We start from the raw sequence: 24,994 nt of genomic DNA, 5'->3' as shown, positions 1-24,994 counted from the left end.
CCTCGGCTGTTGTTTCTTATTCGGCGACAAAGTCGACTTCAAGTCTCTGGGCGCCCTGGGGCACATTGAGGCTGGCGATGGGCACCAGGATGCGTCGCTCCGGCAGTGACGAAAGCCCGCGCGACCACAGGTCGCGACCATCGGCTCGCACCACCAGACGCCCCCGCGCAGCCTTGCTCACGCGCAATTGCAGGTGCTGCAGCCCTTGCACGGGTGAAAGATTCAGCCGTTGGGGCACGCATAATTTCAGCGGCCCCTTGCACACTACCTCGACGGCTTTGCCTGCCGCCGGCAGCTGCCCCTGCAAATCTTGTGCGATCAAACCGGCGATCCGGCGTCCCTCGCGAAACGACCAGCCCGCCGTTTCGATCGGGCGCAACACATTGCCGGCGGCAAAGTAAGCCGGGTCTGAGCAACGCCCATACTGGTCAATCATCGGTCCACCGCTCAGGGGGTCCACTGCGAGGTCGCCAAGGCGCACCAGGCTGGACTCGGGGGTAAACCGACCGGTCAGCAGCACGCCATCGCAGTCAAATTCCTTTACGCTGCCATCGGCCAAGCGCACGCTCGCGCCTTCGACGCGACCGGTGCCATGCACTTCAACCAACTGCGCACCGTAGTGCATCGGCACCCCGCACAACCGTGGGAAAAGCGACAGCGGCCAGCGTGCCGTGGCCCGGTCATTGGCTTCAATCATGGCCACGGGCTGAATACCTGCCCGCTTGCAACTCAGGATTGAGGACAGGCTGACCAGCTCAGTGCCGACGATCAGCGGCCGCTCAAAGGGCTTGAGGTGCTCCAGGTAAAGGTAGGACTGCAAGGCGCCGGTGTTGATCACCCCCACTGGCCGATCCCCGCCCACCAAGCGTGCCGAGCGTGGCGTTTCACGCGCACCGGTGGCAATCAGCACCCGTTGCGCCTGGACGGTCTTGACCCCTTCCGGGTTCACCATTTCCAGGCGCCCGTTGGCACCGAGGCGAGTCACCGAATGCCTCAGGCGTATCTCGACCCCGGCCTTGAGTGCCTCACTGACATTACGCTTGGCGTAGCCCGGCCCGCTGTAGAGACGGCCATATTCCCACACCCCGAACGGCGGATGCGCACAGTGACGGGGAATCCCCCCGGCCTCAGGTTCGCGTTCAATCACCAATACCTTGTTGACGCCCAGTTTGCGCAGCGCCACCGCAGCAGAAAGACCGGACGGGCCCGCACCAATAATGGCAACGTCGACGTATTCGATTTCAGTGCGATTCATGGCAAACACCTGTAGCAAGCGGAATGGCAAGACGGTCAGCGCTCAATTGCGCCACTCGCGCCCCGCAGTAAAAACCCTGGCAACGTCCCATGCAGGCGCGGGTACGCCGCTTGAGCCCGCCCAAATCACCGGGCGGCAGTGCACTGGCAAGTGCTGCGTTGATTTCTCTTAGCGTGACCATTTCACAGTGGCAAATGATCTCGCCATAACCGGGCTGCTGGTAATCGCGTGTCAGGTGCTCGGCCAGGTTGGGCAGCGTTGGCCATTGCAGGTCGTGGGCAGCCACGGGGGCATGGCGCCCCTCGTAGAGACCGAATACGTGTTTGGCGATGCCCAGCGCGGCCGTCAGGCCAGTGGACCGGATGCCACCCACCGTGATCCAGTTTTTACCGTCGACCTTGCGTATGCGGTATTCCTTTTTTTCCGTGGCCGGCCGCAACGCGGCGTAGGTGGCCGTCACGGGCATACCCTCAAGGACCGGAATGCGTTCGACCGCTGCGTCCACCAGTTGCTGTAGCACTGCACTGTCGAGCCCTGCATGGACACGGTCGTCCTGTTCTTCGGCAGTCGGCCCCACCAGCAGGTTGCCGTAGACCGTTTTGGTTAACACGATGCCTTTGGTGCGCTCGTTCGGCACCGGCAAAATGATGTTGCCCAGATAGCGCGAGGCCGCCTTGTCAAACACTACGAACTGACCTTTGCGCGGGTGAATGGAAAAGCTCGCCTCTCCCAGCAGATCACGCTCAAGGTAATCGCCAAACAGCCCCGCACAATTGATCACGGTACGCGCCTTGACCTCACCGACGGTGGTGGCAAGCGACCATGCCTGCCCATTGAATTGGCCACCCGTGACTTGCGCGTTGAAACGCACCTGGGCACCGTGCAGCATGGCTTGCAGCAAATAACCCAGGGGCGCCGACCACGGATCGATCAGAAACTCACCCGGCACCAGCGCCGCGCCGAGCGCCTCTGACGCAAGGTGCGGCTCGCGCGCCCTGATACCCGTGCGATCAATGAACCTGACGTCTGCGACACCGTTGTCGTGGGCCTGCTGGATGATGCCCTGCAACTTGTTCAGATCTTCCTCATTCCACGCCACCACCATCGCCCCCGTTTCCAGCAAGGGCAACGACATGTTCCGATGGATCTCCAGGTACTCACGATACCCCGCCTGCATGCACTCCAGCTCAACGCTGCCACGGGGAGCGTCAAAGCCGGTATGCAAAATCGCACTGTTGCCCTTGCTCGCGCCGGACAAGATATCCGGGCTTTTTTCCAACAAGAGAACGCGCGCGCCTTCGAGCGTAAAGCGCCTCGCCATTGCACAGCCCACCACACCGGCGCCGATGACGACGACGTCATAGGTGTCAGTGTTGTAGGGAGTTGAATTCGTCATGGGTTTGCCTATCCGGATGAAGACTTTATGACCGAATGAGTGTGCAGTGCGTATGCCAGTGACCGATTTGGCGTGGGGATGACCGACTTGGCAAGAGTATCCGGGCAGCTCATCAGAAATACGCATGGACGCGCAGGAGGATGCTGGAAGCAGGATCAATGAAATGGAGACAATCTATATGACCGAATAAAAGGGCGTGCCTTCTACTCGGTCAGTGTCCACGCTTGTGGGCAGGGTGTGGGATCGGTCAAAAATGCCTGAAAGTGCTACATCTCGACACAAAGGTGCACCGCAGGGTTACCGATGCACACTCGTCGGGCACAATCACGCTGTGAGCGTGGGATGAAGCCTAATTCGTTTTAGTCGACTGTGTGAATATCCAGCCAAAGACGACGATCATCACAATCGGCATGATCAGTTTGGAGGCAGGAACGGAGCCCGCGTAAACCTGAAACCCGGTGAAAAGCAACTGCAAAACGTTGCCGATCACACAGACAAGAAACACCCAGCGCAAATACCTTGGAAACATCGGTCCATCCTTAGGAAAAAACGCGATGGTAGTTGGGGCAGAGATTGAAAACCAGCTATTCGCGGTTGAATCGGTCTGGGCGACAGGGGTCAAGGGCGCACGATGCCTTGCCATCAATGATCTCCTCACTGGCAAGACGCCCCACAATCGCTGCCAACGTAACGCCGGGATGCATGACGCACACGTAGACGCCGCTTACTTTTGGCAGGTACCCGATGATAGGAATGCCATCGGCCGGTATGGGCCTGATCCCGACACACGCCAACTCAGGCTCGATGGAAACGACGCCCTGAAGTTCGTTCTGGATTGCCACGGCGGTTCGCAACGCTATTGCCTCTGGCTGGTTCTCCAGAGCGTCGTCCAGGTAGTCTTCTGCCGCCAGTAACGTGCCCTGCGCACTTTGCCGTACTTCCATTTCAGCGTTGGAGATAAGCGTGTGCACCAAGTTGGGTTGCGAGGTGTAACGGATAAAAATGGCGGGCGATGCCTCTATTGGAAGAGCGACCTCAAGCCTATCCGTCAACCTCGTGATGCCTGTTCCGGCAGCCAGTACCACAACATCCGCACCGATCACACCCGTAGCGGTTTCGACTCCGATCACCGCTGTGCCTTGAGTTGCAAAACCCAGGACCGGCATACGGGTGAAGATCTTCGCGCCTTTATCCCGCGCACCTGCGATCAACGCGTGGGTGGCAGCCACGGCATCCAACGCGCCTTGCTCGGCCTCATACACGGCATGTTCTGGCGGATGTTTGAGGTTAGGCTCAAGCTCAAGAATTCGCGATTGAGGCACACGGTTTGTCGAGGCGGACAGCACTGCATCTGAAACCAAGCCGTAGGACAGCGCACCTGTCCACTGGATTTCCAGCCCGGGCAGCTGCGCCTCGAGCCGGCGGTACGCCTCGATTGCAGAGCCGCGCAACTGGGCAATCGGGTCGTGTTGGGGGGGTGAAGTATTGATCCATGCGAACGACGTCCCCGTCACGCCTGACGCTATGTCGTTAGCCTCGACCACAGTGACATTCGCGCCTTTGCTTGCCAGGTGGTAAGCCAGGGACGCGCCCACGATGCCCGCGCCGATCACTACGACTCGTTTGTTCGTTCCATTTCCCATATCAAGCTCCGTTCCGTCGGGTGTTACCCTCTTTGACGCTTGCGACCGTGGCTGACGTCTTACCGGGGCAGTGCCTTGGTGGCTCTGGCTGAGCGGATTCTCATGAACCATTTTGATCTCCGCATGGACTAATCGCAGCCAGGCGACCCACTTTTTAACTGAAAATGGACTTTATGAAAAAAACATTTCTCTCCTTTTTTATGAGCGTGCTTCTCTCTGCTTGCGCAACAGCTCCCGCTGTCCCTGTGCCCAATGGTTTGTGGTACGCAGATAATGAAGACCCTGTCTCGAGATATCACGTTTATGTTTACTTCAAAGACGCTAGTCGCTTCATATGGTGGCGTACTACCGAAGCGCAAGCAGTCGTCTTCAAGCGATGGGGCTATTACACCCATGACCACCCCGGCGTTGACAACCCAGTGATCTTCACGCGTACAGGGGATTCGCTAAAAGGCGAGCAACGCCTTGTGAATAAAAACAGCGAAGGCGTTTTGCAACTCACGACGATACAAACATTTACCGGACACTTCAGCGGCGACAGTCTGGAAATGGAGCAAACAGGCAACTCCGTTTGGGCCGATGGAACGCCAGTGCCTCTAGAGACGGTGCGATGGTCGATGAAGCGGCTCAGTCCTCAATAGCGATGGGTGTGCATGGGGCCACGCGGGCGATCTAAAGCTTGGTAAGCTAGCGCGCTAACTCATTTGGAGTTCGCGCGCAAACACATAAAAAAGGATTTTAAATGCGACTTTCCCCCCTTCTACTCGCGCTTGCTCTTGCGGGTTGCGCCAACAGTTCTCCTCAGTTATCCGAGGGCGCAAGCGCCAGATTAAATGCGCCCATGCCAACGTCTGAAGCGCAGCGTGTTTGGGAATGCGCAGGTTCCAGCAGTGCTATCAAAGGTCTGGCGTTTGTCCTTAAGTTACAGGGCAGGCCAATAGATTCAGGCGGGGAAATTTGGGCGACCCGGGAACGGGCGAAGCGGTTGGCGTGTAGCCAGGCAGAGATGGATGCGCCTGACATGGGAAATTTTTCAAGTCCGCCAGTATCGGCACGTCCGAAGTGAGTTATTTTTCTTCGGGTTACTCGCTCAATTGATCATTTGGACCTCCTGCGAATGCCGCCAATCGTTTACGCCAATGAGTTCGACATCTGCGTATCAATGTCCGATCTAGTTTCATGGACTGAGGACGAGCACTTCCCAAATGCAGATTTAAAAGCTGCATTGAACGGCGCTGGAGTCGAGCTCGACGTTGCAAAACTGCATGACTTTTACTTCGATAGCACGCCGATAGGTGCGGGCGATGTGCATGTCTATTCGTCCGCCGCGAACGAAAGCACTGTGGCGATAGATCTGTATCGGGAGTTGACTGATCAGCTGGATTTGATCGTGGTGTGCTTGAAGATTGACAGGGCCTTGCTCAACATTGCACTTCCATTCCTCAGACGTTTTTTTGATGCCGCAGAGTGCCAAGTGCTCTTTAGCCAAACACATCACTCAACGCGATTGCGCTCACTGACAGACGAAAGCAGGTACCCGCTGCTCGTCGGTGGGAATGGTTACCGGCAGCAGATATTTTTTCACGATTGAAGTCCCCTGCCTTGGGACCATTACCGTTTCAAACGCGGTTTCATCAAAGCAATCAAACCCCTCCGGGGCACCACTTGACCTTTCTAAATCAAGAAGCGCTCGCGGCGGGTCTGCTTGCGTTTGCCAGTATATTCGGCACCGGCAAAGGCAATCTGCTTCTTCAGCGCTTAATCGTTCGATTCGCGTGAGACGGCTATTTCACCAGAGAGGAGAGTCTTTTTCAGAGTTTCCTTAACGGATGAAAAGCCCCCTTAACACGGCATCATTATTTGGCTTGGCGAAGCACGAGTTCCGACAAACGGGTCTTAACTCGGAAGCAGAACTCACGAATTTGAAATTGATAAGCGGGCATAACCATGTAGTTCAAGTCGGCGCCCAACGAGTCTTTAATTTCCATGTACTTAGCAGTCTTGACGGCAATGGCTTGGTATTCCGCCTCGTACTTGGTGTAAGACGCCTTGCTGTAAAGCTTTAAAACATCCAGTTCTTTACGGCATTGCTCAGCACGATTTTCGTTCAGGTTCGTGTCTGATTCTGACTGAGCGACGTCCTGCGAGACAGGAGCTGGGGCATGAGCATTGGCGTTCGCAGGTGCTGCCTCATATCGCACAGTCCAATTTTCGGGTGTCGAAGGGGCGACTTCATGAGGTGCTTCCTGAACGACGGCAGGCGGTGGAGCCACGTTAGGTTTTTCTGGAGTTTTCGTAGCGCATCCCGAAAGGGCCAGTCCTACCACTACAACGATGCCACACATTTTATCCATCGGTTTCACCAGGAGGTCATTAGGGTTGGCTGAGTCGTTAGGTTCTGGGTAAAAGTATTAATTCACTCAAGGGGTGAGTGTAAATTTTCTACCAGACTCAAGGCGCTCAGCCGCTCTTCCTTGAGTGCGCAGGTGAGGGATAATAGTAAAAAAACAAAGAGTTGACGAGGAAAAGCTCGTCAGAAAACACAAAGGCCAACCAGCGGTCTCACAAGCAGAAAAGGCTCAAGATTGTCAGCCGAAAGTAACCCTTTGCGCTACCGACTCATCAAATACCTGGCCACTGCATCATAAGCCGGTAGGGACGTCGCATCATTGGCAGCATTGGCGGCGACCGGGTGACTGGCAAAACGAGCAATCACCACCTCAGCCGTTGGATCAACATACAATGCCTGGCCATGAACACCTCGTGCCATGAACGCGCCGTGTTCGTTATGGGTAACCCACCACATGTCGCGATAGCTCCAGCCTGTCAGGGATGTATAACCCGCCTTGGCAAAGTCCTTTTTACTGGCACCCTTTCGAATATCGGCGACTGCCGCTTTTGGTACGACTTGCTGCCCGTTGTATTGCCCTTGGTTGCGGATCATTTCACCAAAGCGGGCCAGGTCACGCAGCCCCAAATTTAGGCCACCGCCCGCAAATGGCGTGCCGGTGGAGTCAACCGTCATGTACGCATCCTGCTCTGCCCCAAGCTTTTTCCAGATGCGCTCGGACAGCAGTTGTGCGACCGGTTTTCCGCTCACCCGCGCCAACACCCACCCTAAGGCGTCGGTGTTGGCCGTGCGGTAATGGAATGCCTCACCGTGCTTGCCTTCTGGCTGCACGGTTTGCAGGAACTCATAATACGAACGCGGGCCGGTATAGTCTTTCGGCTTGGGCAGCGGGTTACCGGCCGCAGCATGGGCCCAGACCTCGGCATTGGGGTCGGCGTAGTTTTCGCTGAAGCGTATGCCGGTGGTCATGTCCATCAACTGGCGTACAGTCGCACTGCCAAACGCCGCCTTGCCCAACTCGGGAACGTAGTCCACTACTTTGCGTTCAGGATCAAGCGTGCCTTCGGCCACCATCATGGCTGCAAGGGTACCGACGAAGGTTTTGGTGACCGACATTGCCGCATGCTGCCCTTCTGGTTTCAGCGAACCAAAATAGCGCTCGTACACGATGTGTCCTTTGTGCAACACGACGATGCCATCGGTGTAGTTCACCAACAACGAATCGCGCCAGGTCATCTTGCTGTCACCGCCTAGCGGAACAAAACTGACCTGATCAATTCCAGCCTGCAGTGCTATATCAAGTTTCCCAGGAGACCCAAGGCCACGCGACACGTTCGTTGTCGGCATCAACTCCCTGAAGTGAGCAACGCTCCAACGCATCTGCGGAAAGCGGAAGTAACTACCATCGTCGAACCGAATCATGCGCTCGGGCGGCGGCGGAGAGCCGACCATCCAACCCAATTTGGCAGGGTCGCTTTCCAGCGCATCGGGAACGGGTGCGCTACTGAATGCGACGCTGGGCATCACAAACGCGAGCAATGCGTAAATGAGTGGTACACCAACACCGCGTTGTATCCGGCCGGACTTCATAGCTCAACTCCCTTTAGGCTGGTCGCAAAAATACCGATCAAGATCACGGCATTTCGCTTTAGCTTGCCATCATACGGCGTGGTAGCGTTGCAAGAACACTTCATTCGGGTCAACGGAGTTTGGTCTGCACGACTGCAACAGGGTCCAGCGTTTACTCAGCAAATGATTCTGGCTGGACAGCCTTCAAGTACATGAGGCAGCCTCTCTGCATATCCGCCGTGAATTTTTCAGCCACCTCCATTTTCTTTTCCTTCGTGCTTTCTATTGGATAGCCTTCGGCCATTTCAATAAACTTCGCCCTCATCTTTTTGTGGGTATCCGTATAAGCGTCGTACGGATACTCAAGCGGCGTCCCCATTTGCCTGCTGTACATGATGGCAGCAGCATCTGTAGCCCCGGCCTTGCAATAGCTCCATTCCTGAGCATTGAAGCGAACCGTTTCCCCTTTCATGTACCAAGACCATGCATTGGTACACGTTATGAGGGAGGCACCTGCCAGCACTACGGATGCCATCTTGGTCTTCATGGTGTGATCCTTCACGCAAAATCGAGATCCTAACATACCGACCTAGCCAGGCATTCCGCGTGGTTGAAGGGTTTAGGTTCGGGGCATTCGGCCAGAGGCCGCGTCGGAGATTGTCGACATTGGGGACGCGAGCAGGAAATGACCAAGCGCGTTTACTGGATGATGGGGATGTACTTCCGCGCATTTCCCCGCCCCGATGAATTCTGGCCCAGAGAGAGCATCACCATAGCGCGCATAATGTTCAAAGAGCGGCGATCAGGACATGGCCGAGCGCTCATAGAAATGCTTGTGAACCTAGCACCAGAGTTCGGCTACAAATTTTTGACCATCGAAAGTACTAACAAAAACGCGGCGGCATTCGCACGGCGAATGGGGTTTACTCCCTTTGACAAAGAGCGGCATTGGATTGGATCAATACCGGATATTCAGCGGGCCCTAACCACACGCTCAGAAATCTGTGCGGACCGCCACAAAGATTTACCACCCAGCATTTAACTCTCTTGGCTACTTTCACTCGCCATTGCTAACTGCACGCCCGTTCGGTCGTGCAGACTCTGGAGCGTGAACCATGACCATCGGATCCACCTACGACTACCCTGCCCATCTCGCCAAGCAACTACCTACGCATGACCGATTGTCATGGCGAGGCCGCTTTCCCAGTCCTCCAGACTTGTGCTTCAACTACCGAAAACTGGTTGAACAAGCATTTGGCATCGCCAAGGCAACCCGACCCGACTACAAAATCTGCATCATCGGTGCCGGCGTCACCGGATTGACCGCTGCACGAGAGCTGCTGCGCTGCGGGTTCAACAACGTGACCTTGGTGGAACAGTCGCACCGTATCGGCGGACGGCACCTCTCCGTGCTCAATGCCGGCCAATCACTCCTGCTGGGTCAGACCCCCTTCGAAATGGGTGCGATGCGCATGCCCATGTTCAACCGAGCGGACGAGTCGCCCTTGGAAGGCCAGTCGCTGCTCGCTTATTACTGCAAGCTCTTTGACCTGCGCCTGTCGGACTTCCCAAACCCGGGCACACCCCATGTCCGCAGCACGGGCATTTACCTGCGTGAAGGTTTGCTGGAAGGCCAGCCCGAGTCGCAAATGCTGATCTGGAACAACCCGGACGGCCACACCCCGCCCCCAACTGAAGAATTGCAGCAGATGTATAGCAAATGGCGCCAGTTTGCCGATCAGATGAGCCGTCAAGTTGCGCAGGTGTATGGCACACCGCAATGGGAGAGCATGTGGGCCGCCATCGTTGCGCGCTATCACCGCCTTTCCTTTCGTGACCTGGTGACGCTGACGAGCCTGGTGTGGCGCGCGGATACCCCGGGGGACTTTGGTGGGCTCGGGATGAGTCAGGAAGAGTCGACGCTGTTCTATTCAATCGGCATCGGCGATGGCAGTTGGGGTGCGTTTTATGACGTGTGCTGTCTCTACCCGCTGCGCACGGCGATCTTTGGTTTCAGCAGCCAGTTGCAGTTGGTGCATGGTCGCGTCGACAGCAATGGCAGTCCCATGCCATCCCCGTATCTGGGAGAGCCCATCCTGAAAGACTGCAACGGCCTGGCATTCGCCCCTCCGCGTTACCTAGGCCTGGCTGCACTGGATGAGTGCCTGTTATTCATGGAAACCGGGGTTAACGGCCAATCCTTTTATGATCACTGCCGACAGCGTGGCGAAGGGTTTCTCACTGACAGCTCAGTTACCCGCTTGACCAAGCTCGACAACGGCCAGATTCGTGTGACCTACGACTGGAATGTCAGTAGCCCAAGCACTAAATCCGAGCGCCATGACGACTTCGATGCGGTGATCATGACCCTGCCCTCCTGGATCATCGAAACCCACATCCAACTGGAAAATTTCAGTCAGGCGATGCTGCCGTACACCATCACCAATGCCTACAAAACCGCCCATTGGGAAACCAGTTGCAAAGTTTACGCCCCGCTGAAAAAGAGCTTTCTGACCAAAAACAAAAAGATCCCGCAGATCATGGTGACCGACAGCTTTATTCACGACGTGTACACCTACCGCTACCACGACGCCTACCCTTACGACTGCATCCTGCTCAGTTACACCTGTGAAGATGACGCCACCAAGCTGGCTTCCTTTGACGATCAAGCGCTGGTCAAAAAATGCGTCGCCGAAATCGACCGTATACTGCTGCGCTGCGCCAATATCAAGACGCCTATCTCCCCTTACATTGCCGTCCAGAACGCTTTGGTGCAGCGCTGGATGACCGATAAGAACGCACTGGGCTGCGCCAAGCTGTATCGCGCCGGCGCTTACTACGACGCGGTCAGCTTGATGCAATACAACCGCGACTACGCCCATGTATCGGGCCTGTACCTTTCCGGAGAATCCTTTTCCGTGGACGCCGGCTGGACCGAGCCCTGCCTGCGTGGCGCCATCGACGCCGTGATTCATCTGTGCAACACCACACAGGCCACCTTCAACGGCGGTTTTACCCTGGATGACTATCCGCGCTATCAGGGGCCACCGCCCCAGCCAAACCAGCAACAGACTACGGGCCAGCCGGAAACGTACTACTGCCGGTGGTGATTGGCAATGTGCTGGGCATGGCCGTCGGCAGCGTGGTGGCTTTTTTACTGTGCCGTGCGCTGCCAATTCTGGTGAGCGGCGAACCCAAGCCGGAGGTTACCGAACCTTCCCCAACGCCAGTGCAAGCGCCCGACTACGGCTTACGCTGGACCTTACGCCGGGTGCTGGCGGACTTTTCCGAAGCACCGTTTTTCGGCAACGAATGGGCCAGCCTGGGGTTGCTCGCCGGGGTATTGCTGGCCTATGCCTTGAACCCGCTCAGCCCTGCCTATGGCTCGGGCCTGGTGCTGTCACTGGTAGCTGGCCAGGCATTGACCTCGTTGATGGGGGTGTTGCTGTGGCGTCAGCAGTGGCGCAAGCGCGGTTGGTATCCCACGTATGTGCCGCTGGTGTCCGTGGTGCCCGCGGCGGTGCTGACGCACGGCGGCAGTTTGGGTGTGGTGGTAATCAGCGCGTCGTTGGGGGCCCTGATCGCACCACCGCTGGCCTGCGCCATTGCGGGGCAGGTGCCGAAGTCTATGCACCCGTATATTGGCAATGTGTTGTCGATGGCGATCAGTACGGTGTTGATCGTGCCCTTGATGGGTGTATTGATCGCGGATTGATTCATCAAGATGGGCGAGTTTCTCGGCAAGACTCGCCCATCTGCATCAACGCGTCGGCGGTGGCCTGGAGGCGGTCATGCATCCACAGTTTGCTTAACCACCCCAGTGGAATACCCTGCACACCGTAGTACGCACCGGCTACTTGCCCAACGATGGCGGCAGTGGTGTCAGCGTCATCGCCCAGGTTGACAGCGGCCAGCACAGCCTCTGCAAAGCTATCCGTATGATGAAAGCACCACAGCGCGGCTTCCAGCGAGGCGACTGCATAGCCCGTGCCCACAATCTCAGCGCTGACCTTGTGCTGGTAGCTGGTGGTCGTGTCACCGACTCATCGGCGTCTGGGTGTGGCATTGCGTCTACTATCTGCAGCCGAAGCCATGAGCAAAACACCCAAGTTGTTTATTTCAACCAATGCCTCCAACAGTATTTCACAAGCATTGATTGCGAAGGCTGGTTTTATACCGAGCGGACGAATCGAAAACCTTGACGAATATGATCCTGAACTCGTGTACGTCAAGTTCCTTCGCTGATCGGCCGATCGTGTAGGTAATCAGCAAGCGTGTTCAGCCACGACAAAGCAGCAGCCTCATCTCACCAAACAGTCTCAACGCATCGGTATACGCGTGCGTCATCCGCATCAGCCGCTCCGACTTACTCTGGGCCCAAGCATGCGCAACTGCTCAGTGGGCGTCGGATGGTGCCCTGCAACGTCATCTGCGATCACACCCCCCTTCGGCTTTCTGCGCCAACAAAAGGGGCGAGAACCTGCGACTCACGGCAGCCCACCCACCGGTAGGGGTTTTAGTAGGGGGTTTTTCCCAGACATGAAAAAGCCCAACCGGTGAAGATTGGGCCAAGTCATTGAATTATATGGTCGGGACGGAGTGATTCGAACACTCGACCCCAAGCACCCCATGCTGGAGGTCGACCGATCTATAGGTATCAGGCTCATACTCGCAAACTCCCTTCTCGCTTGCTAACGCAGGTATCGCTTATCAAACCAAAACGGCTCAATACTCTCGACCAAGTGTGTCTGTGCCTGTGGGTGAGCTGTGTTAACCAAGTAATTGCTCGCGTGGGGTATCAATGCTGACGGTACTGGCAACAGAAACTCCACCCCCGCATCCAGCCAACGAATGCCCATCGCATGCGAGGTCGGCTCATTGGCCTGCCAACCGACCGGTAACGCCTGCGATGAACCGATCAATGCCCCAGGCGCCACTTCGATTCGGATCAGCTGCAAGGTTGACGGAATGTTCGCCAGACTCAGTCGCATATGCGCCAACACCTCAACCATGGCCAGCGCAGGGTGTTCAGCGGCATAGATAACCGAGCGTGACAAGGTGTGCCAACAGCCATCGGCATGATGTCACCCAACCCACTCAAACCTGGGAAGGCTGAAATGCGCCACAGTTGCATCAGAAGATGCAATGGGCGGTGCGGCGGATATGGGACGCAATCAGCCGGGCACCCGAGTCCATCACCGACAGGCGCACCAGCCAGATCGCCGGTTGGTCAGGAAGGTAGTCGGCCGGGGTATTCGGCCACAACAGCGCCGCGCGCTCATCGCCGCCAAACAGTTCAACTGCCTCGGCATACACCCGTGTCAGACGCACCACCCGCTCGGACTCGGCCTCGCTGAACCGTGCATTGCTGCTCAGGCGGCGTCGGATGGTGCTCTCGAGCGCCACCAAGCACGTCGACAGCCCGCAGGTTTGGCGCTGACAGACTCGTCGAAGTGCCAGCCCTACCACACAGGCCTATTCCGTAGCGGAGCTGCCGGCCTGTCACTTTTGCGCACACCTCCGCCGCCACACCGGCCCACACAGCCCCTGCAAATCCCGTCACAAACGGGGGTACAGACGGGGTAGAAATCCAAATCGCAGGCAAAAAAAATCCCGCTAAGCCTCTGGCGCGCGGGATTTCTTTATCTGTTTGGCGGGAAACCAGGGATTCGAACCCTGGGAACGCTATTAACGTTCGCCGGTTTTCAAGACCGCTATGCAAAATCAAGCGGGCTGGTGCCTTGAAGGTCGCTGGCGTTCCTTTACTTGCAGCTACCAACCAAGCTACAGGCCGCATTCTGCAAGGGGTGCGGTTTTGGTTTGGGAACTGTTTTTGCCCCTCCCCCGGCGTCCTGCCGACCGAACACAACCCACCAATAGCCCGCGACTCGTGAGACAAATCATATGGCCGCGTTCGTCCCAATGCGGACAGTGGGTTTAGAGCTCAAACGCAGGACCGCTCATCCTCTTGATTGGCATCCGTACTCACCCCATTCTAGCTCTGCGTAGGATATTTGGTCTTGTTCGGAGAAGTCTCCGGTCGATGCAACAGATTGGCTAAATCGTTCAGCAGTGTTCGTAAATCTAGTGTTTTTCGAGGGCGATCAACCCGGCGCAAGTCAGCAGGCGACCAGTACCGGCGAGGCACGAGGTGCGGTAGCCGTAGCGCGTGGAGTTGCTCACGGACAACAGGTTGTTCGGGCCGGGTGCCACATTCCGGGTGAAGGAGGCGGGGACGAAAAGGGAGAGGGTGGCGAGGTACATCTGAACTTCGGTATCGATTGGGCAGAGGTGGCCACGAGGATAAGAAATCGGCAAGCGCTTTAACAACTGACGAGTTCAAGTGCGCGGGTCCAGCGTCGATGAAGAGCGGCTGGTCCCGCGTGATTCGGAGATCAATGCTTTATGGCATCACACTCGTTACGCAAGTTGCTGTCTTGAATGTTGCCGCAGCTTTGACCGTTGACTTTGGCATTGCAGTAAGCGCGCTGATCGTTGTCACTGATGTTGCCGCAGCTTTGGCCATTCATTTCCGCCGAGCAACTGGCCCGAAGGTTGTTGTCCCGGATATTGCCGCAGCTTTGACCGTTGACTTTGGCATTGCAGTAAGCGCGCTGATCGTTGTCACTGATGTTGCCGCAGCTTTGGCCATTCATTTCCGCCGAGCAACTGGCCCTAAGGTCGTTGTCCCGGATATTGCCGCAGCTTTGGCCATTGGTTTTGGCCTCGCAATAAGCGCGTTGATCGCTGTCACTGATGTTGCCGCAACCAGCATGAGCGTAGGTACTCAACATCAATAACATCGCAATGATGGCTCTCATCACTCTCTCCATAGGGTGTCAGGAAATAGCCTGACGCTGACTGATCCAAGATGATCTTGTTGCTGTAACGAGCAATCAAATTGACATCATTTTTTTGGGAAGTTCCATGGGGGGATATGACTTTCGGGCGTACAGTTTTTATGTTTTCGGCGACACCTGAATCGCCCCTGGCTTCGTAGGCATGCGGAGTGACCGCTTTTGGCCGATTGCCGCCTTTCGCGAAGGGCGGCTCAGGCTCGAGAGCGGACACTCATGACCTTGGAGTGGGCTCCCAATCGCCGACTGCTACGCTGTTCACTCAACCAGAGGAACACCGATGCCCAACTCAGACCTGCTCCCTTCCCTACTCTCTAAGCTCTACGAAAACCAGTTGGCCCTGGAAGCATCCATCATGGAGATTTCCAACTGGGTTGAGCAGCGCGGCTCCGCTGATGTAGCTGAAAACGTCCGGGGTGCCCTGTCCGCCATCGATAACAATGAAGAGTTCATAAAGCTCACCCTAGCGGTACTTATGGCACCTGACTAATCATCGGAAATGGCGTGCTGCTCGTCGCCTAAAATCGCGTCACGCCCAAACCTCGATTACTGTATACGCATACAGTATTTGAGTTTCTAACCCATGCCCATCGATCAAGACACCTGCGAGTGGCTCGGATGCCCAACGCCCTTAGAAATGTACAAGCACCAGTGCGCCCTTCTCGAGGATGAGCTAACCCAGGCCCTGGCGATGCTCAAGAAAGCACGCGCCAACGTTTCCGGCTTGGTGCAGCTCAGCGACGAACTGTCCACCGGCAAAGCGTCTGCGGAGGCTGAACTCAAGAAAGCGCTGTCCGAAGTGACCAGGCTCAACCTGGCTACTTCGGATTTGGGCGCCAAGAACTACAGCCTTCAACTAGTCGCCGATCAGCGCGACCACCTGTTTAGAGAGAACCAGTGGCTCCTGGGCGAGATTCGTAAGGCTCAAAACCCCAGTGCCAGCTAGGCTCAGCTGACGCTTGGAGGGAAGGATTATGTGCGGAAGACTTTCACAGTATCGGGGCATCCATGATTTCGTTGCGGCGCTGAGCATGCCAAATGCCTTGGCAAACTCCGTGGGTGATCATCCCCTTGAGCGCTATAACGTGGCACCGACAACCCAAGTCGCCCTACTCCACCTAAACGGCGATCTGCTGCACGCCGATCTGGTGCGCTGGGGATGGCGACCACATTGGGCCAAGGACAGAGCAGCACCGATCAACGCACGCGTCGAGAAGGTCGCCCACGGCCCGTTCTTCCGGGCGATCTGGCCGCACCGAGCGATCACGCCCTTGGACAACTGGTTTGAGTGGGTCGACGAAGGCGGCCCGAAGAAACAGCCCTACCTGATCCGCCGACGGGACGGTACGCCCGTACTGTCCGCTGCCATTGGCCAATTGCCAGACGCGGACGAAGGCCCTGGCGAGCATGATGGCTTTGTGATCATTACCGCCGACAGCGCCGGCGGCATGGTGGACATTCACGACCGTCGCCCCGTGGTGCTGACGCCTGAACTGGCCAGGGAATGGCTGGACCCGGCCACGACAAAGGAGCGGGCCGAGCAGATGGTGTTGCACCAGGGTGAGCCGGCTGAGGCCTTCGAGTGGTTCAAGGTCGACACGGCTTTAGGCAATGTGCGGAACAAAGGACCAGAACTGATTGAACCTTTGATACCCGCCAGCAAATGAAGCCCCATCAGGGGCTTCATTTTTATCGCATTTAAAACAAGGTCAACTGACCAGGATGAGAGCGCCAGTGTTGGCATACATTTTCCCACCGACCAAGCCGGTAACGAAAATAGCGATGCACAAAAACGCTCTTCATAGTCGAGTAAGCCATGGCAGGCCCTCCCCTAGAAGGGTTGGAAGGTTTTCGCTTGCCCTGATTTGAGACCACAACTACACTGGTAACGTCTTCCCCAAGACATCTGTGCAGGAATCAGGGTGGTTAGGTAGACCCTCATTCACCTCACCAAGGCTCAAGAAGTGTTAGAAGCACTTCTTGAGCTTTTTTGCTTCTGCATCCTCGCTAGTCTAGGAATTGCAGTGTGCATGGCTTAGCAACGGACCAAGAAGCACCAGGCTTCATGACCGTATTCCCATGCGTCGAGTACGCGCTGCGAGTTCTTCACCCGACGGTATCGGCAGAAAACCCAACGGAACCCTTTAGGGGCTGGTTTTTTAGGCATATTCCATAGTCACCTCCTTAGCAGAAGGAATTTTTTTCTTGCCATCCGCTAGGAAACGACTAACATTCCTTTCGCAGCTACCCTGCAAGGGCGAGCCCCTTCTCTAAAGCTCACCGAATTGATTGGAGCGCCAACTCCAATCAGTTCAAAATTCTCATCTTGCCTTTCTTAGCCAAAACTCTGTTTTGATATGATGCTGCGTCATAGCTAACGCCAAATCTTCGCATCACATCAAACAACGTATTGCACTCCCTCATCAGACTCTCAGGCATCAGTATCGCGCCTGCGAATCTATTTGCCTGCCACTCGCTATCTAGATAGGCAGGCAGCCTACCTTGTTCAGCCCGGTGAAACTTAATCGGTGCATTCCGGTGCATCAGGTAATGACCAAGCTCATGCGCTGCCGTGAACCTGTCCCTGCCTTGGCCCTCACAACAGCGATCGTAAACATCCTCTCTCAATCGAATCACGTTTTCCGAGGGAATCGTGAGGCCATGATTACTCCCCATCTGCGCCATCGTTCCAACCTCAAGGGCAAACCCTTCGAAGAATTGGGGCATACCGAGCTCTAAAAACTCGATGATGGGGAACGCATCGGCGGTAATCTTCAAGTCAGAGCGCACTGTAGCCGCAAGCTTGAAAATTTCCGCCTCACTTCGGGCAGGTACTTCACATGAAGGGCCACTCATCTCATCTACCTTTCTTTTGAGCGGAATTGAGAACCTGAAGAATCCTATCCAGGTCATTCGAATTCATCTCATTGAACTGCCGAGAGAAAGCTAATGCCGTCTCCTGGTGCTTTGCAGACATCCCTTTCGTTCCGATCTCAACCTGCCCACGACTGAGCAGCGCGGCCTTTTCCAGTGTTGCGTATTCTTGTGTACCGACCCTCAATCCGAGAAAGGCTCCCAGCCTGCTCACCAGATCCTGCGTAATCTGGCGCTTACCGGTTTCGATCGTAGAAAGGTGGGCTGCGGAGATTCCGACGCCTTCAGCCATATCTTTCAAAAGCCACCCATGGTCAATGCGTGCTTTTCGAAGGAATTTACCGATTTCAGTCAACATATATGCCTCCAAGCGAACTAACATAGCTCGCTGAAAACTAGATTAGCAGATTTTGCTAATCGAGCAAGCGAGAAATGAAAAATAAATACAGGTGCGAGTATGACAATCTGCACATCCTGATGGTTCGCTATGCGACGCTGCGAACGCTGCACAAGTAACATTCTGTCAAAGCCTTGACTGAAATCCTCGCACCTCAGCGGGCGATAGCCCTCACATACGCTTGGCACGCCCGAAGCGCGATCAATCCTTGGTTGCCGGCATCGGTGATGGCAATAATTCGTTGAGCATGCGCTGGGTCAAGTTGGGCTCGACGGGCTGCATGAACCACGCCGACGGTACCGGGGGCGGCGGACACGTTGCAGCCACTGGCTGAATCCGTGGAGTCGAGAAGGACTGACAGCCGCACATCAGCAGTGGCAAGGCGATCGCGCAGAAGAGCCTGGTTGCGTTGGGCATCGGATAGCTCCTTGGTATGTTGTTGGTCGGAGGCGGCCAGTTGCTGCTCGGTGGCCAGCCGCCTGTCCTGCTCAGTGCGGGCCTGAACTGCAGCGGCATTGCCAATCGCGGCCAAATCTGTCTGGAACTGGGCGCCCTGCTCCGCTAACGTCTTGCCGAGGCGCCAGTCCTGGACCTGCCAGGTGCCGGCGGCACTGATCATCATCGCCAGCAGGATCGCTGCCAGGATCTGCCCAGGCTTCACGACATCACCCCGCCTGCCAGCCGGTACTGCTTCAGCAGATCCTCCAGCCGGTGCTCGCGCTGGCCATACCCGGCCCCCGGTAGACTGGCCCAGATGTTCCGGCACTTCGCGATAGCCGTCTCGATCCGTCCGACAAGCACGTCAGGCAATGCCCTGCACTCGCGAATGTGCTGCAGCGCCAACAGGTCCTGGCTGATCGGACTGAAGTCCGGCAGCTTTAGCAAGGCCTTGTAGTGCGGCCAGTCCCTCAGCATCTGCTGATAGCGGCCAGATGCATTGGAGGTCAGCCCCTTACTATTGATGACCTTCGATGCGCGCCCCTTGGCGAAAGGGTGATCAGTGAAGTCCTTAAACACTTCGGGTTTGCGGTCGATGCCGGTCACGATCACATCGTAACCGTCCATAGCCGTGGCCGGTGAGATGCTCGTGCCCTCACTCCATCCGAGCATATCGAGGAAGGCCAGCACGTTACGGCTGCCGGCGAGTGATTCGGAAAGTCGCGCCATTAGTTTTCTCCAGGCATAAAAAAGCCGCCAAGCGGCGGCGGTCAAAGTGGTTAAGCGGGCGTTTCAGGGGGTGACGTCAAAGCTCTAAAACCTTGACCTCCTTGGATTTCTTCGTCTTCTTGCTTTTGGCCTTGGCCTTACCTTTCTTGCCGCCGTTGCACTCAACGGTGGTCGACCAGCCCGCCTGAGTGAATACCTGCTCCACCGAGTCGACCAGGTACTCACCGTCAATGCCGGCCTTAAAGCCACTGGCGTTAACTGATCGCTCGGTAAACAAATCAGTACGCCCAGGCATTTCAAGGCGAACACTTGCCGAGGACCGATTGAAGGCTGTCAGGCGAGCCTTGGCGGCTTGTTCCGCAGCGGTCTTGTTGGGGTAGATATGCCGGTCGGTGTGAACCGCCGGCAGCCCGTCGGGCGCATCGGTGTTGTCCAGGCTGATGAGCTTCAGCTCGTGGCGTTGTCGTAGGTGTCTTTGATCTTAAAGCCGGCCTCAACCACTGCCAGCGCAGCGACGCCCTTTAACATCGAGCCACCTTTGCCGTTCAACTTGCCGCCCCTACCACCCTTGCCGCTCTTGCCGCCACCGTCCACACCGCCATCCAGCCCACCCAGGCCACCGGCGGGAAGGTTGGTCACGATCACTTTTTGCGGAATATTCGGATTGCCCATCAGCGAGCCACGCCCAACGTTGAGCAAACCCTTGCCGAGCTTGAGCGTGCTCATGGCCGCGCCCAGGGCTATGGCACCGGCGGCTACCCCGGCGATCACTGCCGTAACTGGCTGGTACTTGTTGGCCAGGTCCGCCAGCGCATAACCCACTTTGCCCATGCCATCCGCGACCTTGTCGGTCAGCGGCCGCAGCCCATCGCCGAAGCTGATCATGGAAGCCTCCATGCCCGCCGTGGCCGTCTTCCATTTGGCGTTCGACGTTTCCCGGGCCGCCGCCGCGTCGGCCTCGATCTTGGCCTTGCCGTCCGTGTCCTTGATCGTGACCATGTCGGCCTTGATCTTGTCGCGGCGAACGCCGGCGAGTTGGTCAACGCCATTGATGACGCGCACCGTGTTAACCGGGTCGATTTCGTACATACGCACGCCACCGACTTCCAGCTTGTAATAGCTGACGCTGATCGCGTACTTGAACTCCGCTGCGTCGCCGGGCTTCCAGTCGCCCGGATCCAGCTCCGAAAGCATGCCGCGAATACGCATGAACTCATCAGCCCACTCATCCACCCACACGTCCGGGTCCGGGCGCAAGCCACGGAAATACGCCTCGCGATACAGTTCTGTACCGTCAGGGTGTTCCGCTAGCATAAGGTCAACTCGGAGTCAGGGCGTGTTCTCGGTCCGCTGAAGAAATTCGTTCGGCGTCTTCTAGTGAGCGGCGGATGGCCGCCGTCAAGTGTCTTTCAATTTTCCATGGGTCGGTCATAACGGCCAACTCCGGCGCTAGTTGCGCGACGATACCAAGCAGCTGATCGCGTACCAGACGTCCCGCGCCATATGCGCCGTCCTCCACAGCCTTACGTAAAACAAGCGAACCCTGCTGCTGGTGAAAGTTAGCCTGTTCTTGCAGAGCCAAATAATGCTCACGCATAGCGCGAGACTTCTGAAAGTCAGGCTCATCACCAACTTGCAGCATTGCGGAGCCATCGAGGCTCGGCAATGTAACGACTGCTGTACTGCCCGTAGGCGCGTCCTTGGGAGAGCGCTCGCGCTTGTGACGCGCAACAACACCTGCCTTGCTTGGATCACTGGTCATAGACAGCAGCTTTTCGCTCGCGCCAACGTCCACTAATCCGGATTCGTTCAAGACCAGTCGCCTGGACTGAATCAGTTTCCCGACATACTGCCTGGACCATCCCTTCATCTCGCCATACTGCTTGCGAGTCATAAAAGTCATGTGGCCTCCCTTTTGAAACCAGGTCGACCTCGTCAGCCAATCCTGTCAACTAACTCTGTCAACTAACCCGGCAAGGTTGACAGCGATTTTCGGTGGTTTCCTGTCGTTTTTTTCGACGCTCGCTGTCAAATCCTCTTGCACAAAAAAAGGACGCTAACACCAGTGTTTAAGGGGGATGAGCGTGGAAAATACCGCCCTCCGGATTACTGATAGTGTTCCCGATGTGGAGAATTTTTTACACGCAAATCCTGTCAACCTGTCAACCGCTGTCAACTAACTTTCAAACCCTGTGGCTAACGCTTTCCCGCGGGTTCTATGCCCCGTGTCCCTCGAAAATCCCCAGGGTCCCCGGACGCCCGCGGCGCGCCATTTCGGTGCATGACTTGCATCAGTCCCCGCTCTTTGTGTAGATGCGCTGACCGCTGATAGCTCTGCTTGTAGTGAAGCGGCTACAAATGCCTGGTGTATCTGGCACTTGGTGGCAGATGCCGCCGCTAGTGGTTAAGATCGATCTGAGTTCATCCAAACCATCAAGGACGTATATGAAAAGCTTGAACACAGAAGCATTTGCAACCCAACTCGCGCTTATTTCTCTAATCAGAGCGCTCAATGAAAACGGTCAACAGAACGTTGTTCGTCAAGCACACACGTTCCTCGATATGGAACTGAAACACTTTCCTGAGGGTTTCCGAGATGACCTGGAAGAGGTCAGAAAGTCGACGGCCAATATCTTCGCCGTCAACGCCCCATCCTTAGCGCCGAAACAATAAACTGCTCATTACGCGCATGAGCACCAGCAGCGTCGCTCAACACAGCGGAGTGACTATCCACCACGGCCTGGGAAGCCTCACCCCGAGCCTGACAAAGCGCTGACTCAAGCGCAGTAATGATCTTCTCCAGTGTCCCATCCCGGCGGTATGAGAGGCTTGCTACACCGCCGGTCTCAGTCTTCACCCACAAAACCTCTTTTGCTTCACCCACTACAAGTACCTGCATCGCTCGACCCTCCCTTGCTGATTTGCGCGCCACGATTTGGCGCATTCGAAAACGTGGCGCTGATCAGCCCTCAACCTTCCGGGCAGCGGCACGGTCGTAATAACCGCGTACCTTCTCTACACCGAGGAAACCAACAGCACCGCCGGCGAATGTGGCCATGCTCTGCGGTAAGCCCATCCATTCAAGGAGTGGCACCAACGACAGCGTAACCAAGCCACACAACGCTCCCTCCAGATACATCTGGCGACGAGTACCGCCGCCATACATCACTCGCAGCACAGCAATGCCGACGGAGAGGCCTGCTGCATAGATCTGCGGCTGGTGCATCACCAACCAGGCGATTACTGCGGCCCACAGGCCAGGATCCTTTTCAGGCATGTTCGGCATCTCGATTTCTCCCTTAAGGGGGAGCGCGTTTGATCCGGCCCATCAGCACTCCCAGCTCAGCGCGATGGGTGTGGTGGAGCCGAAAACGAAAAAGCCCCGGCAAATGCCGAGGCTTGGTATTGGTAATTCCCCCGCGCTTGCGGGAAGTTTTAGCTGTTAATTTTGACTGGCTACGCTAAGTGAGCCGAGACTGAAACCTTCAACGCTGGATATTTTTCCTCGCCAGAGGGTGCCAATCGAAGGAACTGGCTGCGAAGCACCTGTAAACACTTGAGCATTTTTCAGATGCACAAATTGACAGGCTAACCGATCATCTTCATCAGCAGTGAGTTTGGGCTGGAGTGCCATAATCAGTTCTTTGCCGGCATCCTTAGCTACGTCAGGAAGCGCCATAGCAAAGTTAGATGCCAAATTCTCAAAGTAAGCTGCCTCAGATATTAAATTTCCACTGACCAGATTTCCACCAATCGTGAATGTCACAGGAATTGATACTTCTGCTTCTGCGTCATTAACAAATGCCGCAAACCACTGAACAAGCCAGTCAGTTTGACGCCCCTCCCATTTGGTCTTGGTGTAAATATCATCACTTAGCTGCTCTCGCAGTGCGTCGATTCGGGATTTCACTTGTTCGTCTGACACTGATAGCTCCTTGCCACTTGGTTGATGAGCAATCTATACACCAACTCAAAGCAAACAAAAAGCTCGACGCAACGGCCGGGCTTTCGACAAACGTCACATAGCCGAGCGCTTGCTGTTACGGAAGAACAAATAGGTTAGCCCAATAGGAGCGACGAATATCGCAAACATGAAGCACAAAAGGATCGTGCAGCACTTGGCCCAAAGGAACGCTCTTGTTTCCCAGTAAAACTGATTGTTGCCAACGATGTAGCCTACCACGCTCTCATAAACGAACCTTGCGTATGGGTACAGCGCGGTGTTGATCAGAGCGAAAACGATGAACCCGTAATTTGGCTTGTGGTTGCCGCTGAGCGCCAATGCGACCAGTAGTGCCCCTAATACAGCACCGAACAAAAAGTGACGTAGGTACACCGGGCCACTCAACCCGCCAAAAGTTTTTGCAAATAACGACCGCATTGGATTCCTTTCTAGGCGATGACTGTGAGGCCATCATATAGACATCATCCAAATCTCAAAAGACGGCTAGCAACAAAAAGCCCCGGCAAATGCCGAGGCTCAATGATCTTCTGAAAGCAAAAAGCCCAGCGCGGTGGCTGGGCTTTATTTGTCGTCGCTCATAACGCGTAAAATCGACATGATGGGCTTAATTTACGGCCAGTCGGCCAACAGGTCAAGCGGCATCTACAAAGATTTGCTCGCTGTCGAATATCTCGGTCGCATGAATCACGGCCTGCTCTTCAAGTTGCTCCAAACGCTTGTAGATACCGCCTCGCCAGTTACGGCGAGTTCGCTCGGGAGTACCCGCAAGATCCCATGTGTTCATGTCGTAGAACTCTGCAGGCAACACGATCATGTCGGTAGAACGCTTTCCTACCTGCAAACCTTTGAGCTTCGGGATCGCCCATGCAGTGAGGGCTTTGTAGATGAACAACTGAGGGGCCGGAGAGACCATGCGGGAGACCAGCCTGCCGATGGCACCGACCTTGTTTGCCTTGTGCGTAGAGTACTTGGCCACCAGCACATCCCACTGCGCAGGATCGAGTTGACGATGCAGCAGCGCGTACAGGCAGCAGTCGTAATCGAACTTGTCGCGCACGGACAACGTGCTCCCGCTGCCGCCCTGGCGAAGGTCGGCGTCTATCAGCTTCTGCCAAGACTGCTTGGTGCTGTTGTCGATGTTGTCCGCTGCCAGCACTCGCACAAGGGTGCCCATCACGTCTTTGTACATAGTCATGGCTCAATCCCCCGTGTAGTTGGTGCCGCCGGCGCCGAAGCGGTTGTTCTCGTCGTATTGGGTTGCCGGTCCGCCCAACAACGCCGGCCGTTTCAATTGTTCGATCTGATGGTCAGCCGCCTGGAGCCGAATGCTCAGCTGCGTCACCAGCACCTCTAGCGGCAACGCCTCACCAGATTCAGCGGCGACCCAGCCCGATGCGTTGCATTGCACGCAGGCCAACTTATGAAAGACGCCACTGATCACCGCGCGTCCACCGCATGCAGGGCACTTGGCAAGGTCGAGCTGTGCGGTGCGGAATGCTGGGCCACTACTCTTTTTCATCAT

At 56.1% G+C, this 24,994-nt stretch carries 26 protein-coding genes and 7 pseudogenes; 11 read left to right on the top strand and 22 right to left on the bottom strand.

Going from position 1 to position 24,994, the window contains the following annotated elements:
* Positions 1 to 16: 16 nt before the first annotated feature.
* The 3 genes from HF257_RS15035 to HF257_RS15025 all read right to left on the bottom strand — a co-directional run bounded on the left by HF257_RS15035 (position 17) and on the right by HF257_RS15025 (position 4,294).
* Positions 17 to 1,255 carry an NAD(P)/FAD-dependent oxidoreductase gene (locus HF257_RS15035; protein WP_185706804.1) on the bottom strand — a complete coding sequence of 413 codons (1,239 nt, stop codon included), beginning with the start codon at positions 1,253 to 1,255 and terminating at the stop codon, positions 17 to 19.
* Positions 1,242 to 2,651 carry an NAD(P)/FAD-dependent oxidoreductase gene (locus HF257_RS15030; RefSeq protein WP_185712094.1) on the bottom strand — a complete coding sequence of 470 codons (1,410 nt, stop codon included), beginning with the start codon at positions 2,649 to 2,651 and terminating at the stop codon, positions 1,242 to 1,244. The genes HF257_RS15035 and HF257_RS15030 overlap by 14 nt, the downstream gene beginning before the upstream one ends.
* A gap of 584 nt (positions 2,652 to 3,235) precedes the next feature.
* Positions 3,236 to 4,294 carry an NAD(P)/FAD-dependent oxidoreductase gene (locus HF257_RS15025; protein ID WP_185706800.1) on the bottom strand — a complete coding sequence of 353 codons (1,059 nt, stop codon included), beginning with the start codon at positions 4,292 to 4,294 and terminating at the stop codon, positions 3,236 to 3,238.
* A 173-nt stretch (positions 4,295 to 4,467) separates the two neighbouring features.
* Here HF257_RS15025 and HF257_RS15020 point away from each other — a divergent pair, with 173 nt between their 5' ends.
* Both HF257_RS15020 and HF257_RS15015 read left to right on the top strand, forming a co-directional pair.
* Positions 4,468 to 4,935 (top strand): hypothetical protein, encoded by a 468-nt coding sequence (locus HF257_RS15020; protein WP_185706798.1) that lies wholly within the window; start codon positions 4,468 to 4,470, stop codon positions 4,933 to 4,935.
* 476 nt (positions 4,936 to 5,411) lie between these two features.
* Complete coding sequence (locus HF257_RS15015; protein WP_185706796.1) at positions 5,412 to 5,885, top strand: hypothetical protein; 474 nt, start codon at positions 5,412 to 5,414, stop codon at positions 5,883 to 5,885.
* A 265-nt stretch (positions 5,886 to 6,150) separates the two neighbouring features.
* Here HF257_RS15015 and HF257_RS33310 read toward each other — a convergent pair whose 3' ends face one another.
* The 3 genes from HF257_RS33310 to HF257_RS15000 all read right to left on the bottom strand — a co-directional run bounded on the left by HF257_RS33310 (position 6,151) and on the right by HF257_RS15000 (position 8,760).
* On the bottom strand, positions 6,151 to 6,657 hold the full coding sequence (locus tag HF257_RS33310; protein ID WP_233081338.1) for a hypothetical protein: 507 nt from the start codon (positions 6,655 to 6,657) through the stop codon (positions 6,151 to 6,153).
* A gap of 248 nt (positions 6,658 to 6,905) precedes the next feature.
* Positions 6,906 to 8,234, bottom strand: coding sequence for a serine hydrolase domain-containing protein (locus HF257_RS15005; RefSeq protein WP_456300217.1), 1,329 nt, complete (start codon positions 8,232 to 8,234; stop codon positions 6,906 to 6,908).
* A gap of 151 nt (positions 8,235 to 8,385) precedes the next feature.
* The gene (locus tag HF257_RS15000) at positions 8,386 to 8,760 is read right to left on the bottom strand and encodes a hypothetical protein (protein WP_185706794.1); all 375 of its coding nucleotides are present in this window, start codon (positions 8,758 to 8,760) and stop codon (positions 8,386 to 8,388) included.
* A 138-nt stretch (positions 8,761 to 8,898) separates the two neighbouring features.
* On the opposite strand from HF257_RS15000, the gene HF257_RS14995 reads away from it, so the two are divergent.
* The 3 genes and pseudogenes from HF257_RS14995 to HF257_RS14985 form a co-directional block, all read left to right on the top strand.
* A complete protein-coding gene (locus HF257_RS14995; protein ID WP_185706792.1) occupies positions 8,899 to 9,255 on the top strand; it encodes a GNAT family N-acetyltransferase in 357 nt (118 codons plus the stop codon).
* A 73-nt stretch (positions 9,256 to 9,328) separates the two neighbouring features.
* Complete coding sequence (locus HF257_RS14990) at positions 9,329 to 11,323, top strand: flavin monoamine oxidase family protein (RefSeq protein WP_185706790.1); 1,995 nt, start codon at positions 9,329 to 9,331, stop codon at positions 11,321 to 11,323.
* Positions 11,311 to 11,928 (top strand): annotated as a pseudogene (locus tag HF257_RS14985) (hypothetical protein); the annotation flags it as partial. The gene HF257_RS14990 and the pseudogene HF257_RS14985, both read left to right, overlap by 13 nt.
* A gap of 4 nt (positions 11,929 to 11,932) precedes the next feature.
* On the opposite strand, the pseudogene HF257_RS14980 reads toward HF257_RS14985, so the two are convergent.
* Positions 11,933 to 12,235: pseudogene (locus HF257_RS14980) on the bottom strand (ADP-ribosylglycohydrolase family protein); the annotation flags it as partial.
* Position 12,236: 1 nt separating this feature from the next.
* On the opposite strand from HF257_RS14980, the pseudogene HF257_RS14975 reads away from it, so the two are divergent.
* Positions 12,237 to 12,458, top strand: a pseudogene (locus tag HF257_RS14975) (GNAT family N-acetyltransferase); the annotation flags it as partial.
* A gap of 446 nt (positions 12,459 to 12,904) precedes the next feature.
* On the opposite strand, the pseudogene HF257_RS33580 reads toward HF257_RS14975, so the two are convergent.
* The 3 genes and pseudogenes from HF257_RS33580 to HF257_RS14960 form a co-directional block, all read right to left on the bottom strand.
* Positions 12,905 to 13,273, bottom strand: a pseudogene (locus HF257_RS33580) (RES family NAD+ phosphorylase); the annotation flags it as partial.
* A 73-nt stretch (positions 13,274 to 13,346) separates the two neighbouring features.
* The gene (locus tag HF257_RS14965; protein WP_185706785.1) at positions 13,347 to 13,619 is read right to left on the bottom strand and encodes a hypothetical protein; all 273 of its coding nucleotides are present in this window, start codon (positions 13,617 to 13,619) and stop codon (positions 13,347 to 13,349) included.
* A 690-nt stretch (positions 13,620 to 14,309) separates the two neighbouring features.
* Positions 14,310 to 14,477 (bottom strand): annotated as a pseudogene (locus HF257_RS14960) (LysE family translocator); the annotation flags it as partial.
* A 134-nt stretch (positions 14,478 to 14,611) separates the two neighbouring features.
* Between HF257_RS14960 and HF257_RS33575 the strand changes: the two are divergent.
* From HF257_RS33575 to HF257_RS14940, 4 genes are all read left to right on the top strand, one after another.
* Positions 14,612 to 15,013: a hypothetical protein gene (locus tag HF257_RS33575; protein ID WP_185706783.1), complete on the top strand. Its 402-nt coding sequence runs from the start codon at positions 14,612 to 14,614 to the stop codon at positions 15,011 to 15,013.
* Positions 15,014 to 15,350: 337 nt separating this feature from the next.
* Positions 15,351 to 15,560 carry a hypothetical protein gene (locus tag HF257_RS14950; protein WP_185706781.1) on the top strand — a complete coding sequence of 70 codons (210 nt, stop codon included), beginning with the start codon at positions 15,351 to 15,353 and terminating at the stop codon, positions 15,558 to 15,560.
* Between the two features lie 93 nt (positions 15,561 to 15,653).
* Positions 15,654 to 16,016, top strand: coding sequence for a hypothetical protein (locus tag HF257_RS14945; RefSeq protein ID WP_185706779.1), 363 nt, complete (start codon positions 15,654 to 15,656; stop codon positions 16,014 to 16,016).
* 28 nt (positions 16,017 to 16,044) lie between these two features.
* Positions 16,045 to 16,737, top strand: coding sequence for an SOS response-associated peptidase family protein (locus HF257_RS14940; RefSeq protein WP_185706777.1), 693 nt, complete (start codon positions 16,045 to 16,047; stop codon positions 16,735 to 16,737).
* 640 nt (positions 16,738 to 17,377) lie between these two features.
* Here HF257_RS14940 and HF257_RS14935 read toward each other — a convergent pair.
* The 7 genes and pseudogenes from HF257_RS14935 to HF257_RS14905 all read right to left on the bottom strand — a co-directional run bounded on the left by HF257_RS14935 (position 17,378) and on the right by HF257_RS14905 (position 21,411).
* Positions 17,378 to 17,926 (bottom strand): ImmA/IrrE family metallo-endopeptidase, encoded by a 549-nt coding sequence (locus HF257_RS14935; protein ID WP_185706775.1) that lies wholly within the window; start codon positions 17,924 to 17,926, stop codon positions 17,378 to 17,380.
* Position 17,927: 1 nt separating this feature from the next.
* The gene (locus tag HF257_RS14930) at positions 17,928 to 18,302 is read right to left on the bottom strand and encodes a helix-turn-helix domain-containing protein (protein ID WP_158235477.1); all 375 of its coding nucleotides are present in this window, start codon (positions 18,300 to 18,302) and stop codon (positions 17,928 to 17,930) included.
* A gap of 193 nt (positions 18,303 to 18,495) precedes the next feature.
* A complete protein-coding gene (locus HF257_RS14925) occupies positions 18,496 to 19,002 on the bottom strand; it encodes a lysis system i-spanin subunit Rz (protein WP_185706773.1) in 507 nt (168 codons plus the stop codon).
* Entirely contained in the window at positions 18,999 to 19,508 is a 510-nt protein-coding gene (locus HF257_RS14920; protein ID WP_185706772.1) for a glycoside hydrolase family 24 protein, read from the bottom strand. The genes HF257_RS14925 and HF257_RS14920 overlap by 4 nt, the downstream gene beginning before the upstream one ends.
* A 76-nt stretch (positions 19,509 to 19,584) precedes the next feature.
* Positions 19,585 to 19,950, bottom strand: a pseudogene (locus HF257_RS14915) (phage late control D family protein); the annotation flags it as partial.
* A gap of 572 nt (positions 19,951 to 20,522) precedes the next feature.
* Positions 20,523 to 20,711 (bottom strand): annotated as a pseudogene (locus HF257_RS33300) (phage major tail tube protein); the annotation flags it as partial.
* A gap of 115 nt (positions 20,712 to 20,826) precedes the next feature.
* Entirely contained in the window at positions 20,827 to 21,411 is a 585-nt protein-coding gene (locus HF257_RS14905; RefSeq protein ID WP_185706769.1) for a terminase small subunit, read from the bottom strand.
* Between the two features lie 542 nt (positions 21,412 to 21,953).
* Between HF257_RS14905 and HF257_RS14900 the strand changes: the two genes are divergently transcribed.
* Entirely contained in the window at positions 21,954 to 22,181 is a 228-nt protein-coding gene (locus HF257_RS14900; protein ID WP_185706767.1) for a hypothetical protein, read from the top strand.
* Between the two features lie 289 nt (positions 22,182 to 22,470).
* Here the strand turns inward: HF257_RS14900 and HF257_RS14895 are convergent, their stop codons facing one another.
* From HF257_RS14895 to HF257_RS14875, 5 genes are all read right to left on the bottom strand, one after another.
* The gene (locus HF257_RS14895; RefSeq protein ID WP_185706765.1) at positions 22,471 to 22,794 is read right to left on the bottom strand and encodes a phage holin, lambda family; all 324 of its coding nucleotides are present in this window, start codon (positions 22,792 to 22,794) and stop codon (positions 22,471 to 22,473) included.
* Positions 22,795 to 22,950: 156 nt separating this feature from the next.
* Positions 22,951 to 23,433, bottom strand: coding sequence for a gas vesicle accessory protein GvpU (gene gvpU, locus HF257_RS14890; protein WP_185706763.1), 483 nt, complete (start codon positions 23,431 to 23,433; stop codon positions 22,951 to 22,953).
* Between the two features lie 93 nt (positions 23,434 to 23,526).
* Positions 23,527 to 23,889 (bottom strand): hypothetical protein, encoded by a 363-nt coding sequence (locus HF257_RS14885; protein WP_185706761.1) that lies wholly within the window; start codon positions 23,887 to 23,889, stop codon positions 23,527 to 23,529.
* A 214-nt stretch (positions 23,890 to 24,103) separates the two neighbouring features.
* The gene (locus HF257_RS14880; protein WP_185706759.1) at positions 24,104 to 24,667 is read right to left on the bottom strand and encodes a hypothetical protein; all 564 of its coding nucleotides are present in this window, start codon (positions 24,665 to 24,667) and stop codon (positions 24,104 to 24,106) included.
* Positions 24,668 to 24,670: 3 nt separating this feature from the next.
* Complete coding sequence (locus tag HF257_RS14875; protein ID WP_185706757.1) at positions 24,671 to 24,991, bottom strand: hypothetical protein; 321 nt, start codon at positions 24,989 to 24,991, stop codon at positions 24,671 to 24,673.
* Between the last annotated feature and the right edge of the window lie 3 nt (positions 24,992 to 24,994).

This window comes from Pseudomonas cremoris, from assembly GCF_014230465.1.
This window is presented reverse-complemented; position numbering and strand designations above follow the sequence as displayed.

What these genes read in the sequence shown, in the direction of transcription:
- HF257_RS14940 (WP_185706777.1), top strand. Translation starts at nt 16,045, where the DNA reads ATGTGCGGAAGACTTTCACAGTATCGGGGCATCCATGATTTCGTTGCG.
- HF257_RS15030 (WP_185712094.1), bottom strand. Translation starts at nt 2,651, where the DNA reads ATGACGAATTCAACTCCCTACAACACTGACACCTATGACGTCGTCGTC.
- HF257_RS14930 (WP_158235477.1), bottom strand. Translation starts at nt 18,302, where the DNA reads ATGTTGACTGAAATCGGTAAATTCCTTCGAAAAGCACGCATTGACCAT.
- HF257_RS14920 (WP_185706772.1), bottom strand. Translation starts at nt 19,508, where the DNA reads ATGGCGCGACTTTCCGAATCACTCGCCGGCAGCCGTAACGTGCTGGCC.
- HF257_RS14885 (WP_185706761.1), bottom strand. Translation starts at nt 23,889, where the DNA reads ATGCGGTCGTTATTTGCAAAAACTTTTGGCGGGTTGAGTGGCCCGGTG.
- HF257_RS14895 (WP_185706765.1), bottom strand. Translation starts at nt 22,794, where the DNA reads ATGCCGAACATGCCTGAAAAGGATCCTGGCCTGTGGGCCGCAGTAATC.
- HF257_RS14950 (WP_185706781.1), top strand. Translation starts at nt 15,351, where the DNA reads ATGCCCAACTCAGACCTGCTCCCTTCCCTACTCTCTAAGCTCTACGAA.
- HF257_RS14945 (WP_185706779.1), top strand. Translation starts at nt 15,654, where the DNA reads ATGCCCATCGATCAAGACACCTGCGAGTGGCTCGGATGCCCAACGCCC.
- HF257_RS14880 (WP_185706759.1), bottom strand. Translation starts at nt 24,667, where the DNA reads ATGACTATGTACAAAGACGTGATGGGCACCCTTGTGCGAGTGCTGGCA.
- HF257_RS15015 (WP_185706796.1), top strand. Translation starts at nt 5,412, where the DNA reads ATGCCGCCAATCGTTTACGCCAATGAGTTCGACATCTGCGTATCAATG.
- HF257_RS15020 (WP_185706798.1), top strand. Translation starts at nt 4,468, where the DNA reads ATGAAAAAAACATTTCTCTCCTTTTTTATGAGCGTGCTTCTCTCTGCT.
- HF257_RS33575 (WP_185706783.1), top strand. Translation starts at nt 14,612, where the DNA reads ATGCTTTATGGCATCACACTCGTTACGCAAGTTGCTGTCTTGAATGTT.
- HF257_RS14900 (WP_185706767.1), top strand. Translation starts at nt 21,954, where the DNA reads ATGAAAAGCTTGAACACAGAAGCATTTGCAACCCAACTCGCGCTTATT.
- HF257_RS15005 (WP_456300217.1), bottom strand. Translation starts at nt 8,234, where the DNA reads ATGAAGTCCGGCCGGATACAACGCGGTGTTGGTGTACCACTCATTTAC.
- HF257_RS15035 (WP_185706804.1), bottom strand. Translation starts at nt 1,255, where the DNA reads ATGAATCGCACTGAAATCGAATACGTCGACGTTGCCATTATTGGTGCG.
- HF257_RS14905 (WP_185706769.1), bottom strand. Translation starts at nt 21,411, where the DNA reads ATGACTTTTATGACTCGCAAGCAGTATGGCGAGATGAAGGGATGGTCC.
- HF257_RS14995 (WP_185706792.1), top strand. Translation starts at nt 8,899, where the DNA reads ATGACCAAGCGCGTTTACTGGATGATGGGGATGTACTTCCGCGCATTT.
- HF257_RS14990 (WP_185706790.1), top strand. Translation starts at nt 9,329, where the DNA reads ATGACCATCGGATCCACCTACGACTACCCTGCCCATCTCGCCAAGCAA.
- HF257_RS15000 (WP_185706794.1), bottom strand. Translation starts at nt 8,760, where the DNA reads ATGAAGACCAAGATGGCATCCGTAGTGCTGGCAGGTGCCTCCCTCATA.
- HF257_RS15025 (WP_185706800.1), bottom strand. Translation starts at nt 4,294, where the DNA reads ATGGGAAATGGAACGAACAAACGAGTCGTAGTGATCGGCGCGGGCATC.
- HF257_RS14935 (WP_185706775.1), bottom strand. Translation starts at nt 17,926, where the DNA reads ATGAGTGGCCCTTCATGTGAAGTACCTGCCCGAAGTGAGGCGGAAATT.
- HF257_RS14875 (WP_185706757.1), bottom strand. Translation starts at nt 24,991, where the DNA reads ATGAAAAAGAGTAGTGGCCCAGCATTCCGCACCGCACAGCTCGACCTT.